Source organism: Paraburkholderia sp. BR10872, from assembly GCF_040965835.1.
Classification (GTDB): Bacteria; Pseudomonadota; Gammaproteobacteria; order Burkholderiales; family Burkholderiaceae; genus Paraburkholderia; species Paraburkholderia nodosa_A.
Map to the genome: position 1 here is coordinate 1 of NZ_JBFRCN010000061.1, position 17,124 is coordinate 17,124.

The 17,124-nt window shown below is 65.3% G+C and carries 15 protein-coding genes; 8 read left to right on the forward strand and 7 right to left on the reverse strand.

Features of this window, described 5'->3' with window-relative positions; all coding sequences use genetic code 11:
* Positions 1-91 precede the first annotated feature (91 nt).
* From AB4Y43_RS33710 to AB4Y43_RS33725, 4 genes are read left to right on the forward strand one after another with little or no spacing between them, the layout of a single operon-like run.
* Positions 92-1,153 (forward strand): glycosyltransferase family 9 protein, encoded by a 1,062-nt coding sequence (locus tag AB4Y43_RS33710; protein ID WP_368729784.1) that lies wholly within the window; start codon positions 92-94, stop codon positions 1,151-1,153.
* Positions 1,150-2,106, forward strand: a complete 957-nt coding sequence (locus AB4Y43_RS33715; RefSeq protein ID WP_069263506.1) for a glycosyltransferase family 4 protein — start codon at positions 1,150-1,152, stop codon at positions 2,104-2,106. The genes AB4Y43_RS33710 and AB4Y43_RS33715 overlap by 4 nt, the downstream gene beginning before the upstream one ends.
* A 37-nt stretch (positions 2,107-2,143) precedes the next feature.
* A complete protein-coding gene (locus AB4Y43_RS33720) occupies positions 2,144-3,187 on the forward strand; it encodes a UDP-glucuronic acid decarboxylase family protein (RefSeq protein ID WP_069263071.1) in 1,044 nt (347 codons plus the stop codon).
* Positions 3,166-4,110 carry a glycosyltransferase family 2 protein gene (locus tag AB4Y43_RS33725; protein WP_368729770.1) on the forward strand — a complete coding sequence of 315 codons (945 nt, stop codon included), beginning with the start codon at positions 3,166-3,168 and terminating at the stop codon, positions 4,108-4,110. Before AB4Y43_RS33720 ends, AB4Y43_RS33725 begins: the two co-directional genes overlap by 22 nt.
* Positions 4,111-4,124: 14 nt before the next feature.
* On the opposite strand, the gene AB4Y43_RS33730 is transcribed toward AB4Y43_RS33725, so the two are convergent.
* Together AB4Y43_RS33730 and AB4Y43_RS33735 are read right to left on the reverse strand one after the other, a co-directional pair.
* Entirely contained in the window at positions 4,125-4,847 is a 723-nt protein-coding gene (locus AB4Y43_RS33730; protein ID WP_176732853.1) for a PIG-L deacetylase family protein, read from the reverse strand.
* 133 nt (positions 4,848-4,980) lie between these two features.
* Positions 4,981-6,015 carry a flavodoxin family protein gene (locus tag AB4Y43_RS33735; RefSeq protein ID WP_368729785.1) on the reverse strand — a complete coding sequence of 345 codons (1,035 nt, stop codon included), beginning with the start codon at positions 6,013-6,015 and terminating at the stop codon, positions 4,981-4,983.
* 282 nt (positions 6,016-6,297) lie between these two features.
* Between AB4Y43_RS33735 and AB4Y43_RS33740 the strand changes: the two genes are divergently transcribed.
* On the forward strand, positions 6,298-6,915 hold the full coding sequence (locus AB4Y43_RS33740) for an SAM-dependent methyltransferase (RefSeq protein ID WP_368729771.1): 618 nt from the start codon (positions 6,298-6,300) through the stop codon (positions 6,913-6,915).
* A gap of 14 nt (positions 6,916-6,929) precedes the next feature.
* On the opposite strand, the gene AB4Y43_RS33745 is transcribed toward AB4Y43_RS33740, so the two are convergent.
* The gene (locus AB4Y43_RS33745; RefSeq protein WP_342949744.1) at positions 6,930-7,613 is read right to left on the reverse strand and encodes a glycosyltransferase; all 684 of its coding nucleotides are present in this window, start codon (positions 7,611-7,613) and stop codon (positions 6,930-6,932) included.
* A 389-nt stretch (positions 7,614-8,002) separates the two neighbouring features.
* Here AB4Y43_RS33745 and AB4Y43_RS33750 point away from each other — a divergent pair, with 389 nt between their 5' ends.
* Complete coding sequence (locus AB4Y43_RS33750; protein ID WP_368729772.1) at positions 8,003-9,532, forward strand: FAD-dependent oxidoreductase; 1,530 nt, start codon at positions 8,003-8,005, stop codon at positions 9,530-9,532.
* A gap of 65 nt (positions 9,533-9,597) precedes the next feature.
* Here AB4Y43_RS33750 and AB4Y43_RS33755 read toward each other — a convergent pair whose 3' ends face one another.
* Positions 9,598-9,759 (reverse strand): DUF1328 domain-containing protein, encoded by a 162-nt coding sequence (locus AB4Y43_RS33755; protein WP_069263066.1) that lies wholly within the window; start codon positions 9,757-9,759, stop codon positions 9,598-9,600.
* A gap of 157 nt (positions 9,760-9,916) precedes the next feature.
* On the opposite strand from AB4Y43_RS33755, the gene AB4Y43_RS33760 reads away from it, so the two are divergent.
* Together AB4Y43_RS33760 and AB4Y43_RS33765 are read left to right on the forward strand one after the other, a co-directional pair.
* Positions 9,917-10,384: a PRC-barrel domain-containing protein gene (locus AB4Y43_RS33760; RefSeq protein WP_069263065.1), complete on the forward strand. Its 468-nt coding sequence runs from the start codon at positions 9,917-9,919 to the stop codon at positions 10,382-10,384.
* Between the two features lie 464 nt (positions 10,385-10,848).
* The gene (locus AB4Y43_RS33765; RefSeq protein WP_368618333.1) at positions 10,849-11,454 is read left to right on the forward strand and encodes a response regulator receiver protein; all 606 of its coding nucleotides are present in this window, start codon (positions 10,849-10,851) and stop codon (positions 11,452-11,454) included.
* A gap of 11 nt (positions 11,455-11,465) precedes the next feature.
* On the opposite strand, the gene AB4Y43_RS33770 is transcribed toward AB4Y43_RS33765, so the two are convergent.
* The 3 genes from AB4Y43_RS33770 to AB4Y43_RS33780 form a co-directional block, all read right to left on the reverse strand.
* Positions 11,466-13,805, reverse strand: a complete 2,340-nt coding sequence (locus AB4Y43_RS33770) for a PAS domain S-box protein (RefSeq protein WP_368618334.1) — start codon at positions 13,803-13,805, stop codon at positions 11,466-11,468.
* Positions 13,806-14,135: 330 nt separating this feature from the next.
* Entirely contained in the window at positions 14,136-14,882 is a 747-nt protein-coding gene (locus AB4Y43_RS33775; RefSeq protein WP_342949740.1) for an endonuclease/exonuclease/phosphatase family protein, read from the reverse strand.
* Complete coding sequence (locus AB4Y43_RS33780) at positions 14,879-16,918, reverse strand: VTT domain-containing protein (protein WP_368618335.1); 2,040 nt, start codon at positions 16,916-16,918, stop codon at positions 14,879-14,881. Before AB4Y43_RS33780 ends, AB4Y43_RS33775 begins: the two co-directional genes overlap by 4 nt.
* Positions 16,919-17,124 lie beyond the last annotated feature (206 nt).

Here is a 17,124-nt window from a genome sequence, read left to right on the forward strand (position 1 = left end):
AGTACGCGCCCGCCTGCAGCAATGCGAACTGCAGGTCCGAATCCTCGCCCCCCGCCGCATCGTGATCTTCCGCGCGCTGCAGCTCGGCGACATGCTCTGCAGCGTGCCCGCGTTGCGCGCGTTGCGTGCAGCCTGCCCCCGCGCGCACATCGCCCTCGTCGGTCTGCCGTGGTCGGCCGATTTCGTGGCGCGCTACCCCACGCTGGTCGATGAGCACATTGTCTTTCCCGGCGCGCGCGGCTTTCCCGAACAGGCCGAGGACGAGCGCGGCCTGCCGGCGTTTCTCGACGCGATGCGCATGCGCCGCTTCGATCTCGCGATCCAGCTCCATGGCAGCGGAGGTGTGGCAAACGTGCTGGTCGACGAGTTCGGCGCGCGCGCGCTCGGAGGCTTTAGCCAGCCCGGCGAAGCGCCGCCGCCCGGCTGTTACCTGCCGTGGCCCGACGCGCTGCCCGAGCCGCAGCGCTACCTCGCGCTGATGCACGCGCTGGGCGCGCGAGGCCATGCGCTGCGCGACGACACCCTCTGGTTTCCGCTCTACGACGCGGACTACGCTGCGTGCGACGACCTCGTCGAGCGCTTTGGACTCGACCCCGGGCGGCTCGTGCTCGTGCATCCGGGTGCGCAGCTGCCCTCGCGGCGCTGGCCGGCCCAGCGCTTTGCCGCCGTTGCCGACGCGCTCGCCTTCGACGGCTGGCAGATCGCCGTGACCGGCACCGCGGGCGAACGCGAGTTGACCGCGAGCGTACTGGGCGGCATGACGCAGACGGCTCATCATCTCGCGGGCGAAACCACGCTCGGTGCGCTGGCGGCGCTCGTGCGCCAGGCCCGGCTCGTGCTCTGCAACGACACGGGCATTTCGCATGTGGCGGCCGCCATGCGCACGCCGAGCGTGGTCGTCGCCTCAGGCAGCGACACGCGGCGCTGGGCGCCGCTCGACCGCGTCCGGCACCGCGTGCTCGCCGACTGGCCCGCTTGCCGCCCCTGCTCGTTCCACGCCTGCCCGTATGGCCACCCTTGCGCGCTCAACGTGAGCGCGGAGCAGGTCGCGGCCGTTGCGCAAGCGCACTTGCTCGATACCCACCGCATGCCCGGCTTCGCAGCCCGGGGAAGCGTTGCCCCCATGCCGATGAGGAGGACCCCGCCATGCTGATGCGAAACACGCGGCCCTTGCGTGTGCTCACCTGGCACGTACACGGCAACTATCTTTATTACCTTACGCAGGCGCCGCACGACTTCCATGTCGTGACCAAACCGGGGCGCCCGTCGGGCTACGCGGGCCGCGCGGGTGTGCTTCCCTGGGGCGCGAACGTCCATGAGGTCGTTGCCGAGGACGTCGCCTCGAATGAGTTCGACGTAGTCGTGTACCAGCAGCGCAGCCATTGGGAGCATGACCGGTTCGATCTGCTGAGCGACGCGCAGCGCCGCTTGCCGCGCGTGTATATCGAGCACGACCCGCCGCAGGAGGCGCCGTTTGCGCAGCGGCACTGGGTAGACGACGGCGGCGCGTTGCTCGTGCACGTCACGCCGTTCAACGCGCTCATGTGGGACAGCGGCGCGACGCCCACGCGCGTGATCGAGCATGGCGTGCTCGTGCCTGAAGGCGCGCGCTACACGGGCACGACGCCGCGCGGCATCGTCGTCGTCAATCATCTGCGCGAACGGGGGCGGCGGCTCGGCGCGGACGTGTTCGCGCAGGTTCGTCACAAGGTGCCGCTCGATCTCGTGGGCATGGAGGCGCAAAGCCTCGGCGGCATCGGCGAGATTTCGAATGTCGAGCTCGCGCAGTTCGTGTCGCGCTACCGCTTCTTCTTCAATCCGATCCGCTGGACGAGCCTCGGTTTGGCCATTGTCGAGGCGATGATGGTCGGACTGCCCATTGTCGGGCTCGCCACGACGGAACTCGCAAGCGTGATACGCGACGGCGAGAACGGCTTCGTCGATACGCGCATCGACCGCCTGGTCGACTGCATGCGCACGCTCATCCGGGAACCTGCACTCGCACGGCGCCTCGGCGAAGGCGCGCGGCGCGGCGCGCTCGAACGCTTTTCCATCGATCGCTTCGCGCACGACTGGGATCTCGCGTTGCGAGAAGTGACCGCGTAAACGCGTGGCTTGCAGCGCTTTTCAAAGGACGGCAAACGTGAAAGAACTCATCCGCAAACGCATTCTCGTCACCGGCGGCGCAGGCTTTCTCGGCTCGCATTTGTGCGAGCGGCTAGTGGCGCTGGGCCACGACGTGCTGTGCGTCGATAACTTCTATACCGGCTCCAAGCGCAACGTGGCGCATCTGCTCGACAACGCCAACTTTGAACTGATGCGCCACGACGTCACCTTTCCGCTCTACGTGGAAGTGGACGAGATCTACAACCTCGCCTGCCCCGCCTCGCCGGTGCACTACCAGCACGATCCGGTGCAAACGACCAAGACGAGCGTGCACGGCGCGATCAACATGCTCGGGCTCGCCAAGCGCGTGCGGGCGAAACTGCTGCAGGCCTCCACCAGCGAAGTCTACGGCGACGCGCGCCGCCATCCGCAAACCGAGGACTACTGGGGCCACGTGAATCCCATTGGCCCGCGCTCGTGCTACGACGAAGGCAAGCGCTGCGCCGAAACGCTGTGCATGGACTACATGCGCCAGCATGGCCTCGACATTCGCATTGCGCGGATCTTCAATACGTACGGACCGCGCATGCATCCCCGCGACGGCCGCGTCATCTCGAACTTCGTCATGCAGGCGCTGGGCGGCGAGCCGCTGACCGTCTATGGCGACGGATCGCAAACGCGCTGTTTCTGCTACGTGGACGATCTGATCGACGCCCTCGTACTGCTGATGAGTCGCGCAACGCCCCCGGACGGCCCCGTGAATATCGGCAACCCGCAGGAAATCTCGATGCTCGACACGGCCCGCCGCGTGATCGCCGCCGCGCAATCGAGCTCGGAAATCGCCTTCGCGCCGCTGCCCGTGGACGATCCGTGCCGCCGTTGCCCTTCCATCGAACGCGCGCGCGCGCTGCTCGGCTGGTCGCCGCACACATCGTTCGATGCCGGCTTGAGCGCGACCATCGCGTATTTCCAGCGCGAGATCGCAAGCGCTGATCCAGGAGGCTTGCTCGCGAGCACCGCCGCGGCAGCGGCGAAGACGAACCGTGTGGAGACGCAGGTATGCAAGGTCTCTTCTTCCTGAACCGCCGCATCAGCGTGGTCGTGCTCACGCACAACCGGCGCGCCGAAGTCATGCGCACGGTCGCCTCGCTGTTGCGTCTGCCGGAGCGGCCCGAAGTCATCGTGGTGGATAACGGCTCGACCGACGGCACGCCAAACCTGCTCGCGCAGACGTATCCGGGTTTGCGCGTGCTGCGCTGCGAAGCCAACCTCGGCGCAGCCGCGCGCAATGCGGGCGCCGCCCGCGTGACGACGGACTATGTGGCGTTCAGTGACGACGACACCGACTGGCAGCCGGGGTCGCTTACACGCGCTGTCGAATTGCTGGACCGCCATGCGCGCATTGGCGTGCTCACGGCGTCCGTGCACGTGGGTGAGGAAGACACACTCGATCCAGCCTGCGCATTGATGGCCGCGAGCCCATTGGCGCATGCGGCTCATCCTCTGCCGAATCTGGTCGGCTTCATGGCAGGTGCATGCGTGTTCCGCACCGCGCTCTTCAACGCGCTGGGCGGTTATGAACCGCGTCTTTTCATCGGCGGCGAGGAAGCATTGCTTTCGCTCGATGTCTTGCAAGGCGGCCACGATATTGCTTATGCGAGCGAACTCGAAGTGCACCATCGGCCTTCGCTCGCGCGTGACAGCGCGCTGCGCCGCCGAATGCTGGCGCGCAATGCTGCGCTCGTTGCGTGGCTGCGTCTGCCCTGTGGCGAAGCGCTGACGGCGACGTGGCGGGCACTCGGCAGCGCGTGCCGTGCGGGACGGCCAGGCGAGGATCTTCGTGAGCTTTGGCGGGGCATAGGCTGGGCCCTGCGCCGCCGACGGCCCGTTGCTGCGCGCGTGCTGCGCATGCGCGCGGCCGTGCGGGAGGCAGAAAAAAACCGTGGCGATCGCGCGCCGCGGGGGGCCGTCGAGCACGCGGACACGTCGGCTTCAAATTGGTAGTGGAGGCGCTGTGCCTACGTGGGCAATGCAGGCCGCTCCACCTGCCAGTAACGCTCGGGCCGCTCCACATCCGGCGGAAACGGCCCAAATGCACGCATCTGGCTCGGATACGCCCCCACTGCGCGCCGCTTGATCGCCGCGAGCCGCCGAGCCGGATACCGGCCGAACGCCTGCGCGCGCATCGGGCTCACCCGCAAGCGCTCTGCTTCGAGGCGCTGGAAGCCTGCATCGAGCACACCGGGCATTGCGCGGTAAATCGCGTCCTCATAGGCGATATATCGTTTAATGCGCTCCGTTTGCAGCAGCGAACGGCACGCGGCGCCCACGAGTTGATGATCGGAATGCCACAGGCCGAACGGGCACACGGGCAGCCAGGCGCCGAAACGCGCGAACTGCTCGGCCAACGCGTGCGCAACGTCCGCGACGTCGGGCGTCGCGCCGTACTGTCCATCCAGAAAATCCAGCCACAACGGCGTCGCGCCACACAGCGCAAGCGCGCGCTCGTCCTCCCGCTTGCGCGCGCGCACGGCTTCGTGCGCATCGGCAAAGCCGCTGGCTTCATCCCATTGCGTATGCATCGGCGTGGCGGGTTCACCCGCGAACACCGTGCAAACGATCGAACCAGGGCACCTTGCGATGAGACCTGCGCAGCCGAGCACCGCGTCGTCCAGATGTGGCGAAACCACAATCAGCCGCGGCGCGCCGTCGCTCATGTCGTGAGGCAGAGCAATCGACATCGTTTCTCCTTTTGGGCTCCAGACGCCCAATGGCATGCACGTGATATGGCGCGGTGGTGCCCCGGATCGTATCGCTTGCAGCGCTTGCACGTAGCTTCTACAACTGCATATGGCCGTGCAATGCCGATCAGATTCATTTCGCACGCGGCGGCTCGATACCTTCGTCGGCGCGATGCAGCTTGCCCGCGCGGAGCGCGACCACCGCTTTTCCCACCGCGCGCGCCACATTGGCCACCTCCTGCTGGAAGCGCACGTCGGCGTCGAGTGCGTCATGTGAGCTCGCGTAGGGTTCGTAGTAGCCCACCATGCGATCGATGCGCGCCGACGCGCCCGCGTCGACCCATCCCATCCAGTCGAGCCAGTCGGCAAGCGCGCGGCGAGTGTCCTCGATGCCTGCCACATCGCCATGCACGATCGCGCCGTACGCTCGTCCCGCAAGATGCCTGGGATAATGCCAGCCCGCCAGTTCAAGCGCTTTCGCTTCGTCCGGATGCTTGCCGTGAGTCGAGGAGGGATCGGGATTGCCGCCGTCCGCGCATACGAGCCGGTCCATCATCAGCTTGAGCGGGCTACTCACCTGATACCAGTACACCGGCGTCACGAAAATCGCGCCGTGGCAGGCCGCGAAGCGCTCGTAAATCTCCGCCATCCAGTCGTTGACCTGACCGAGCGAATGGTTCGGATAGCAGCTGCACGGCCAGTGGCATAGCGGCATTGCCGTGGAAACACAGGCCTTGCACGGATAAATGTGAAGGTCGGGTTCGGCAGCGAGGCGCGAGAGGTCGAGCATGTCGGCTTCGATGCCGGCCTGCGTCAGTTCATGCTCGCAGATCTGCGCGAGTCGAAAACTCTTCGACATCTCTCCCGGGCACGTATAGTCATTGCGCGACGACGCATTCACCACGATCACGCGGGAGCGCGTGCCGCTCTCCCGCTGGCGCCGCTGCGCGGCTTCAAGACGCTGGTGCGTCAGGCGCCATTCGGTGGAGAGGTCATAGTCGGGATCGGCGTAACCCTCCCCCGCCTTCGCGGTCAGCGGCGCCTTGCGTCCTTCGCTATAGGCATCCCAGGCAATCGTTTCGAGGCGCGCGAGCGCGGCGTCTTCGGCACGAAACGCGGGATCGTGATAGCGGGCCATAAAACGCGCCCGAAACGCCTCGCGCGACAGACCTTGCATCATCTGTCCTTTTCGCACCCGCGGCGTGCGTACTTCCGCCGGCTTCTGTTTCATGATGGATCCCTTGTCGATACGGCTTGTCGAACGCCTCTCCCGCGCAATTGGCGTTCCGGCTCGGCCCGTTGCCATGGCGCGCCGCCGCGGGCGCGCGGGTTGCGGAACGGTGTTTGCGTGCACACCTGGGCGCCGCCGCTGTGCTGCGCTCGCCGGCGCGGTCCTCGAGTCCGGCGAAGACTGGCGGCAGCGCTAAAACCCGCGATCGCAAGGATAACGATGGACCGTCCCCCCACATCGCTCGCCAGCTATTTCGACAGCAAGTTCGCCGCGAACCCCGATCCATGGCACTACCGCGACAGCTGGTACGAGGCGCGCAAGCGCGCGCTGCTGCTCGCGTCGCTGCCGCGCGAGCGTTATCGCATGGCCTTCGAGCCGGCTTGCGCAATCGGAGCCTTGTCCGCCGACCTGGCGCGGCGTTGCGAGCATCTGGTTTGCGCCGACTTCTCGCCTCGCGCCGTCGCCGTGGCACAAGAGCGCCTCGCCGCGTTCGCGAACGTGGACGTGCACGCGCTCGCCATGCCGCGCGACTGGCCCGCCGGACAGTTCGACTTGATCGTGATGAGCGAATTCGCGTACTACCTGAACGCAAGCGACTGCACTTCGCTCGCCACGCTAGCCGCCTCCTCGCTCGCCGCCGATGGCACGCTGGCATGCTGCCACTGGCGTCACGGCGGCGAGACGTGGATGCTGCAAAGCGCCCAGGTGCATGGCATCTTCGCGCAGGCGGCGGCAAACGCCGCGCTGCATGCGGTCGTTCAGATCGAAGACACGGATTTCCTGCTCGATGTCTGGAGCCGCGATCGGCTCAGTGTCGCGCGCCGCGAACGCGCGTGAAGACACGCTGAGACTCAAGGCGCAACCGACTGCTCGCTATCGTCCACGCCGTCCGCCCACGCGGCGAGCGTGTCGCCGAAGCCGCCGCGCGTACGCGCGTCGCGCCGCCCGCTGGTCACCACGCGCGGCGCCGCGCTCCACGCGAGCGTGGCGCCTGTCGCGATCAGCAGATCGACCAGCGCGACGTCTTCGCTGCAGGCAAGCGGCGGAAAACCGCCAGCGCGCAAATACGCGTGCGCCGCGACGCCCAGGTTTGCGCCATGAATGTGGCGATGCCCGTCCGCGTCGCGGTAGCGCCGTTCCCAGGTCGCGCGGGCGCAAGGCGCCAGCGCGCTCCAGTCGTCCACGCTCACGGGCCCGCACACGGCGTCCGCGGCAAGCGCGAGCTGCGCGGCAAGCCAGTCGGGCGCCACGTGACTGTCGGCGTCGGTGAAGGCCAGCCAGCGCGCGCCGCAGGCGAGCAAGGCCTCAGCACCGGCAGCGCGGGCGACGCCAACGTTGCGCGCTTCTATGCATAGGGCCTCGAACCCGAAGTCCGAGACGATCTCAGCCGATGCGTCCGTGCAGGCGTCGAGCACCACGAGCGGCCGAACCGCTTCGCCTCGCAGCGCAGGATGCGTCGCGGCGCACCGCACCGAGGCAAGACACGCGGCGATCAGGCCCGCTTCGTTGTGCGCAGGAATAATGACCCCGATCATTCGAACTCCATGGTATTGGCGTGACATTGCGTCATGCCACCCGAAGTTCCATCGTGGCGTACGCAGCAAAGGCCAGACTGCGCCGCTCGCGCATTTCGCGCTCGAGCGGCGCAGTCTCATCCCCTGCAGCGCACGCCGGATGCCTGCGCCGACCGCCCCTATACCGGCGCCTGCGCGGCCTTCGACACCCGGAGTCGCAATGTCGATGCGTACGTACCGTTCTCGTCCACTCCTTCGCCGATGCCTCAGTCGAACCTTTTCGCAGCGTTGCGCCGGCCCCGCTCGCGCCTTGGCGCGGCATTGGCGCACACGCGTCTCGCGGCACATCGATTGCGCTTGGGGTCCCACAGAAGAGACCGGAGCACGCTATGGCTGGATGGATCAAGGCAATGGATGTGGCAGCAGTGCCCCCGACGGCCATGCGGCGCATCGAGCTGGAAGGGGTCGCCGTGCTGCTCGTGAACGCGGGCGATCGCATCCGCGCATTCAGCGCGGACTGCCCGCATGCGGGCGCGCCACTCGAACAGGGCGCGCTTTGCGCAGGCCGCATCGTGTGCCCATGGCACAAGGGCGTGTTCTCGATCGAAAGCGGCGCGTGTCTCGAACCGCCTGCGCTGGAGGGGCTGACGTCGTACCCGGTGCGTATCGAAGGGGACGCCGTCCTCGTCGAACTCACGCCACTGCGTGCCGCCGCGCCTCGCACGCCCTCCGCGCACGCCAGGTCCGCCCGTCGTTTCGCGGTGATCGGCGGCGGTGCGGCGGGCGCAGCGGCCGTCGCCACGCTGCTGGAAAGCGAATTCGCGGGCGAGGTGACGATATTCACCGCCGAGCCGCAAGTGCCCTACGACCGTACCTGTCTCAGCAAATTCGTGCCCGCCGGCGAGATGACGCCCGACGAGGTCCCGCCGATCCTGCCCGAAAGCGTGGCCCACGACAAGCGCTTGCGCGTCGAGCACAGAGCGGTCAAACACTGCGACGTCCAGACAAGACACGTCACACTAGCCGATGGCGACATGCATACCTTCGACGCCGTGCTCATCGCAAGCGGCTCGGTGGCAAAACGACCCGATATACCGGGCGCCGAACTTGGCAACCTGTTCACGCTGCGCACCCTGGCAGACGCCACAGCCATACTCCACGCGCTCGCGCCAACCGAGCGCGCCGTGGTGCTGGGTGACAGCTTCATCGGCCTGGAAACGGCCTCGGCATTGCGTAGACGCGGCGTCGAAGTCACCATCGTGTCCCCCGCAGGTGTGCCGCTGCAACGCGTGCTTGGCGAGCGTATCGGCGGGATGTTCCGCGACTGGCACGAATCCCACGGCGTGGTGTTTCGGCGCGCGAAGGCGCTGCGCTTCAGCGGCGCGCGCGAGGTCGAAGCGGTCGATCTCGACGACGGCAGCGCGCTGGGCGCGAAGGCCGTGATCGTAGGCATTGGCGTGCGCCCGGCTACGCACTTTGTCAGCGGCGCCGAGATCGGCGAAGACGGCGGACTCGATGTGGATGCGACGATGCGGGTCTGCGGCGAAACCTACGCGGCGGGAGATATCGCGCGATTCACGCTCAGCAGCGCGTTGGAAACGCCGCAGCGCACACGCATCGAACATTGGCGCGTTGCACAGCAACAAGGACGCATCGCGGCGCTCAACATGCTGGGCCAGACGGCAAGCTACGACGGCGTGCCGTTCTTCTGGACCCAGCACTACGACAAGCGCGTCGACTATCTTGGGCATGCCGGACATTGGGACGATCTGGTGATTGCCGGCCGCGCCGGGGACGATCGCTTTGGAGTCCTCTACGCTGAGTCGGGCCGCCTTCGGGCCGCACTCGCCTGCGGCTACGATCGCGAGATGGCGCTCATGAGCGAGCGCATGCGCAGGCCCCTGTCCGTCGACGCAGCGCGCGGAATTCTGGGCTTTTGATCCCTTTCTCTGCGTGCCGGAAGAACAGAATGCGATGCGGACCCATGACTCGAGGCGCTGATTCTTTAACGCCTGGTAAGTCCAAACAGCAAGCTCGCCAAAAAGAGGATCACGAAAATGACGAACAGAATTTTGGCGATACTCGCCGCGCCTGCGGCGATCCCACCAAACCCGAAGACAGCTGCGATGATGGCTATCACGAAAAAAACGATCGCGTAGTAAAGCATTGCCCGCTCCTTGAAGTATGCCAACCAGAGCGCACCCTCTGTGCCTGGGCGCGCACTGCGAGGAACTGGCTGTCAAACGGAGTGTTTGCGTGAAATGGGATTGCGCGGCATGCGGGATGCTGTTCAGTGATCGCCTCTAACCACCCTGGAGCACGAAATGACTACCTCTGATCCCCTCTCGCCCAACGCTGGCGCCAAGATCACCGGAGGCGGTATCGGCGATGGGCCGGGCCCTGAAGTCATGGCCGCCGCCACGCTCGACGGCAACAAGGTTTATTCGTCCGACGGCGAACACGTGGGCAAGATCTCCGACATCATGCTTGATGTGCGAAGCGCCCGCGTTGCTTACGCCGTGCTGTCCGAAGGCGGATTTCTCGGTATGGGAACCACCCTTCACGCGATCCCGTGGAGCGCGCTGACGCTGGACACTGCCGAAAAATGTTTCCGCGTCGACCAGACGGCCCAGCGCATCAAGGACGACCCCGGCTTCGACAAGGATCACTGGCCTTCGATGGCCGACGTTTCGTGGGGTACGCAATTGCATGACTACTACAACCGACGCCCGTACTGGAGCGCGAGCGGATCGCCTGTCGCGCGTAGTGGATCGGAGGACCCACTGCTCTGAGAGCCAATGGCGGAGGTTTGGCAGTCATGCCTCCCTTCGGCTATGAATGTCCGCGCTGTGGCCTCTTCGAGGCCCGGCGCGCGATCGCCCAGCGAGACCACGAACGCGCTTGCACGGCTTCATGAGAACGCTATGCAGCGACGGCAGCGCCGGGCGGCTGCATGCCATTCTCCCAATGATGGTCTGACTATTCGCGATGAGCCATCCTGTTAACCATACCCAACCTCACTATCTCCATGGTTCGCATCGCGATGCATGCTCTATTGTGGCCGGAGCCCCATATTTTCTTTTAATTCGTTTCCCATCGAATTCAGAATTAATATTTGTGCTCCGGGCCTGAAGGCTTGGCTTCGAATTCGCAAGGTCCGGAAAAGCTTCCGGAATAAATGCCAATTTCTCGCGACTGATCGTCTGAAGGCGTGGCGCCCCTATGTCCTTCCTTATGTATCTCACGTGAAATCTCCATGCTGAAGCCCGACGACGCGCTCGCATTCGGTACTGCGGTGGCCGAGCTGAAAAGAGCGACGCAGGACCTGGAACGCCTTGAGCACGATCCAGCGACGTCCCCCGCTGGGCTTGCGAGGGCGCAGGATCGCTATTATCTGTCTCGACTGGAGTGGCTGCGCAGCGAGTGCCAGCTGCGCAGGTCTGCCGCCCATGGCGTACCGAAACCAGCGCCGGTATCCGGACCGATTGTGATTGTTGGGCACGACAAGTGGGTCCGGGATTCGTTAGCCGTTTTGCTCGACGTGAAGGGTTACGGGCGGGGTTACGGGCGGTCGAAGGCGCGTGCCTTCGATACCTGGCACGAAGTCTGGCTCGAACCATCGCAACTGATCGTCGTCGATGTCTCGCTGTTTTCTCGCGGCGCCTCCACGTTGCTGATAGAGGGCTTTGATACCTGCATCGAAAGACCACCTATCATCGCACTGGTGTGGCCGCAGGACGCGCCGGCTTTCACCGGCAAGGTCGACGAGATCATCCACAAACCACTGGCGCTCAATGAGCTGCTAAACGCGATCGACAGGATCGGCGACTGCCATGTCGAGCGCATAGCAGACGACCACTGACCGCGTGCCGATCATGCTCCCGTACGGGCCGACTCAATGAGATCGCGCAACTGCTCTGCCGAAAACGGTTTGCGCACGGAGGCGAACTCAAAGCCCACATCGTGGGCGGGCGGCGCCTCGGTGCCCGAAGCAAAGATGACTTTCAGTGTCGGCACCCGCTGAAGTGCAATCCGGGCGAGTTCGATGCCCGACCCGTCGGGCAGCGCGATATCAGTGACAAGGATCTGCACACTTTCACTCACCTCGCGCAGGGCGCACTCCAGATTGCCGGCCTCCCGGACTGCGTAGCCCATCTGCGACAGTAGTTCGCTCACTGCTTCGCGGGAAGCAGCGTCATCGTCGACTACAAGTATGGAAACTTGCGGCGCGCCCGCGTTGGGTGCACTTCGCGCAGCGGGACGAACCGAACCGGGCCGATGTGCCAGCATGCGCCGTATTTTCCTTGCCAGCTGTTCACGGCTGTACGGCTTGCTGAGCAGATGCACCCCCGGGTCAAGCCGTCCTCCATGGACGATGGCGTTCTGTGTGTAGCCCGAAGTAAAGAGCACCTTCAGGCCCGGCAAGACACGCACCGCCATTTTTGCCATTTCGGTGCTGCGCATCGGCCCCGGCATCACCACGTCGGAAAACAGCAGATCAATCCTGGCGCCGCTCCGGATGATCACCATCGCGCCTTGTGCGTCATCCGCCTTCAGCACGACGTAACCAAGTTCGGTGAGCATCTCGATCACGGTGGACTGAACACGCTTGTCGTCTTCGACCACGAGAATGGTTTCTGAGCCGCCCGGAACTCGTGGCATCGGTAAAGGCTCCGGCTCGACAACCTCTTCCGTCGATCGCGGCAGGTAGATCTTGACCGTGGTCCCGTGTTCGACTTCGCTGTAGATCCGCATGTGGCCTCTACTCTGCTTGACGAAGCCGTAGGCCATGCTCAATCCCAGTCCCGTCCCTTCCCCTTCGGCCTTGGTGCTGAAATACGGTTCGAACGCATGCTCCATCACTTCCGGCGGCATGCCCGTGCCTGTGTCCGTAATCGCAAGCAGCACATACTGCCCCTCGGCGACATCGTCAGGAAGCGCGTGATAGTGGCTGTCGAGCGTTGTGTTCGACAACTCAAGCGTCAGCCGACCGCCCCGGGGCATCGCGTCGCGGCTGTTGATGGCGAGATTCAGCACGACATTCTCCAGGTGATTGGGGTCGACGAGCGTGTTCCAGAGACCACCCGAGACCACCGTTTCCACCTGAATCATTTCGCCGAGCGCCCGGCGCAGCATGTCGTTCATATTCCTGAGCATGACCGCAAGGTTGACCACTGCGGGCTGCAATGCTTGCCGCCGACCGAAGGCGAGCAGTTGTGAAGCGAGGGTTGCGCCTTGCTCGGTCGCCTCGATTGCCTTTTCGAGGCGCTCGCGGGACCAGGAATCGCGGTGGCGGCGCTCCAGCAGCTCGAGATTGCCACGCAGCACCTGAAGGACGTTGTTGAAGTCGTGCGCGACTCCGCCGGTCAGCTTGCCGATGGCTTCCATTTTCTGCGACTGCAGCAATGCGGCCCGCGCCTTCTCCAGCTGTTCCTGGGCAACCTTGCGCTCGGTCACGTCGCGCGTGATCTTGGCGAAGCCAACGAGTTCGCCGTGCTCATCCCGAATCGCATCAATGATGGCGTTGGCCCAGAAACGACTTCCGTCTTTCCTGACGCGCCATCCTTCCGCTTCGAAGCGGCCCTCACGCGCAGCGATCTCCAGACCGCGTTCGGGTAGCCCCTTCGCAGCGTCTTCGGGCGTATAGAACCACCGCAGGTGAGTCCCGACGATTTCGTCCGCCTCGTAGCCCTTGATTCTGGCAGCGCCGACGTTCCAGTTCGTGACAATGCCCTCTGGCGAGAGCATGAAGAGCGCGTAGTCGGTAACACCCTGGACGAGCAGCCTGAAATTGCGCTCGCTTTCGAGCACTGCTTCGTGAGCAAGCCGCTTGTCCGTGACATCCCGGACGATGTTTGCGAACCCGCTCAAACTTCCGTCCGGTGCCGAAAGCGGTATAACCAGGACGTTCGCCCAAAAACGTGAGCCGTCCTTGCGCAAGCGCCACGCCTCGGCCTCGCAGTGCCCGTGCTCACGGGCAGACTGCAGCATCGCCTCCGGCACGCCGGCTTGCCTGTCCTCGGCGGCGTGGAAAACGGAGAAGTGCTTGCCGATTATCTCCGCGGCATCGTAACCGCTGATGCGCGCCGCGCCTGGGTTCCAGGTGGCGACGATTCCCGCATCCGTCAGACGGAAGATCCCGTACTCGGAGACGCGAGCGACCAGCGCCATTTCCCAGGCCATCGCTGGGTCGGTGGATGGAGACTGGGACATGCGCTGCTCCATTATCGCGACTCGCTGCGCGACTCCCGGCGCTTCCCGCAAACCGCGGCGTCGAAAACGGCGTCAACAATGACTTTCAGCATTGGCCCTCCCGATGGAATCCTGAACAGCACACCCCAGAGTGGACGTAGAGAGCAATTTCTGAGCCTTGGGTGAATTCGTCCCGAGCCCGACATTGGAACAAGCCGTATTTCCGTGAACGAGTCCATCCGCGGCGGGCATACGGCCAGGGGCGATATCCTTCACACAAATAATCTGCCAGTTTGGAGGGATGCCTCGGCGCCTGTTATGTCGCTTTCCCACGCATTTGGCTGAGATAGCTCATCTATCGCGCGCCCCTGCCGCGATGTGTGCGACGACCGGCAGATGATCCGAGGCCACCGGTGCCTCGCCGTGGCTCCAGGCCTGCACGCTCGCCAGGCGCGACGCTGGATGCATCCACACGCGATCGAGCGCGAGCATGGGCCAGCGCGAGGGAAAAGTGGCTGGTGCCGGCGCTGCCCGGAAATGCCCGGCCAGCATGCGCAATGCGCGGCCCCATAGCAACCACTCGTTGATGTCGCCCGCAAGTATGACGGGAAGCCCCGGCCGGTCGAATGCTGTCAGCAGCTGGGCAATCTGTGCGCGCCGCTCACGCGGCCGCAAACCGAGATGCGTCGCGACCACACGCAGCGCCTCGCCGTTGCACAGGAGGTCGACGTCGAGTGCGCCGCGTGGCTCGCGCCCGCCAAAGGAGAGGTCGAGCGTGCGCGCCTCGGTCACAGGCCACCGTGTGAGCACCGCGTTGCCAAACCGGCGCTGAGGCGTATCAAGCGTCGGGCCCGCTACGGCCCGGCGGTTCGTGGCGCGGGCGAGTCCCGCCAAAACATCGGCGCTCGCCGCAGCCGCGCCGCCGAGTGGCACTTCCTGCAGCGCAACGATGTCGGCATCGATTTCGATAAGCACGCGCGCAATGCGCTCCGGTGCGCGCGCGCCGTCCGTTCCCACTGCGCCGTGAATGTTCCAGGTGACAAGCGTCAGCTCGCCGCCCCGCCCGCCTTGCACCTCCTTCACGAGACCGGCTGTCACTTCGGGCCGCCTTTCGCCGCAGCGTTTCCTTGCGATGCACGCGCTCCGAAAAAGCGCTGCAGCGCTGCGGACAGTGCCACCAGCACGGCACCGATTGCCACAAGCAATGCCACCGACCCGACTCCCGGATGGTGCACAGCGGCGGCAAGCTGTTGCGCGAAGGTGGCACCGAGGATAATGCCAGGCCCCATGCCAATGAGCGTGCCCAGCAGATAGTCGCGCAGTCCGATGTGCGAAGCGCCCGCCGCCAGATTGACGAGCACGAAAGGGGCCAACGGGAGAATGCGCAGCACGACCACCGCGGCCACGCCTTGTTTGCCAAGCCGCGCCGAAAGCAGGTTCAGGCGCGAACCGGCGTGCCGCCGCACCGCGTCGCGGCCAGCCCATCGGCCGATCGAATAGGTGATCAGTGCGGCGAGCAGCGATCCAGCCAACGCATAGAGACTACCCGCGAACGCGCCGAATAACACCCCCGCGCAGACGATCAGAACCGTGACAGGCACCGAAGCGACTGCCGCAAGCGCATAAGCGCCCACCACGAGCACGGGCCCGAAGCGCACGGCCGCCAGCGCCCGGGCCGCGTTGCCGATACTGGCGAGGTTCGCATAGCGAGCGAGCCCTGTGTAGTGCCACGCGAGCGTCATCAAAACGGCAAAGAGCGCGCCCAGGCCGAGCAGCATGAGCCGTCCGGTAATCGAGCGTCCCCCGCGGCCGGGCACGAACTCGCGCACGACTTCGTCCGGCACGGCAGGTTGCTCCGGATCGACTACGGCGCTTTCGGGAACCCATTGGTCGAGCATCGCACTCACCTTCGGCTCGAGCACGTGCAGACCGCGCGTGCCGCCTGCACAAGCACCGATCACGCGGTGGATGTCGCCCTCGAATCGCACGAAAGCGGCGTCGACCTGCGCGCGATCCACGCCCAGATGCTCGGCAAGCAGCGCATTGCGCATCGCCGCGATCGCGGCGCGCACACGTTGGTCGCCGGCGGCTTCCAGCACGACGTTGCATTCTGTATCGAGCACCATCGATCGATTGTTGAGGTTCGCACTCCCAACGATCAGCAGCGCATCGTCGACGATCATGAGCTTGCTGTGGACGTTTATGGATACGTCACCTGAGTCGCCGCTCCAAGGCGAGTACAGTCGTAGCCGCGCATACCGGTCCATATCACGCAGTCTACGATAGAGTCGCGCGCGCAGCGTGCCCATGGTCGCGGCTTGCAGCCAGCCGGTCTGTTCGCGCGGCATGACGGCGGCGACCGCGGGCGGATCGGGCTGCGAAAGCCGCTGCGCGAGTGCGTCGCCCACGGCACTCGCCGTAAAGTACTGATTCTCGATGTAGAGGGTTCGGCGCGCAGCGTCAATCGCGGCGCGATAGAGGGCGCCGATCTGCTGGACCCCTTCGCGGTGGTCATGGGGAGCGCACGTAAGCGCAATCCCCAGCTTCACGTCCTCGATATCGGGCGCGTAGCCCGGGGGCCAGGGATCGACGCTTGCAGATGGGGATGCCGGCGAGCGGACCGGCTCAGTCGCAGGCCACGGGGACACTTCCTGCGCGCGCGGGGCCCTCCGCGAGATCCTCTGCGCCATATGCCACCGCTCGTTCGCTATTGCCGCTACAGTGCGGGCGGCCTCGCCGTCGAACATGGCCTGTATGTCATGGGTCGGTCCATAGTACTGGCGCGGACCGTTGCTCCGGCGCGGCTCATATGGCGCGTGCGCGGACGAATCCCAACGTGAACGGGCAAGATCAATGCCTCCCACGAAGGCCAGCCGGTCGTCCACGACCACCATCTTCTGGTGATGCGAGGCACCCGGTGGGTGATGGCTGTCCAGCCGCACGTCCATGCGCTTGCCGCTGCGCCAGCCCAGCTTGTATGCGGGCAACCATTCGCGCTCGAGCGCATACAGCATGGCAAAATCCCACGCCAGAATCCGAACGTGCAACAGAGGACGGCTGGCCACCACGGCGGCAAGAAAATCGCCGAGCGGCTCGGGGAATCCATCGCCCGCGCCCGCGGGCACAAGCGTCATGCGGCTGTCAATGTCCCAGCCGACAATGATCACGCTGCGGCGCGCCCGGACTATCGCTACACGTAGCGCCGCGAAATAGTCCGCCGCGTCGATCAGCAGACGGAAACGCGCGGCATGACGAACGCATTCGCAGGTCTGGCCAGGCTGGAGCAAGTTTGGGGAACCGGCGCGCGGGTCCTCGAGCGCACCGCTTGGACGCCTCTTGA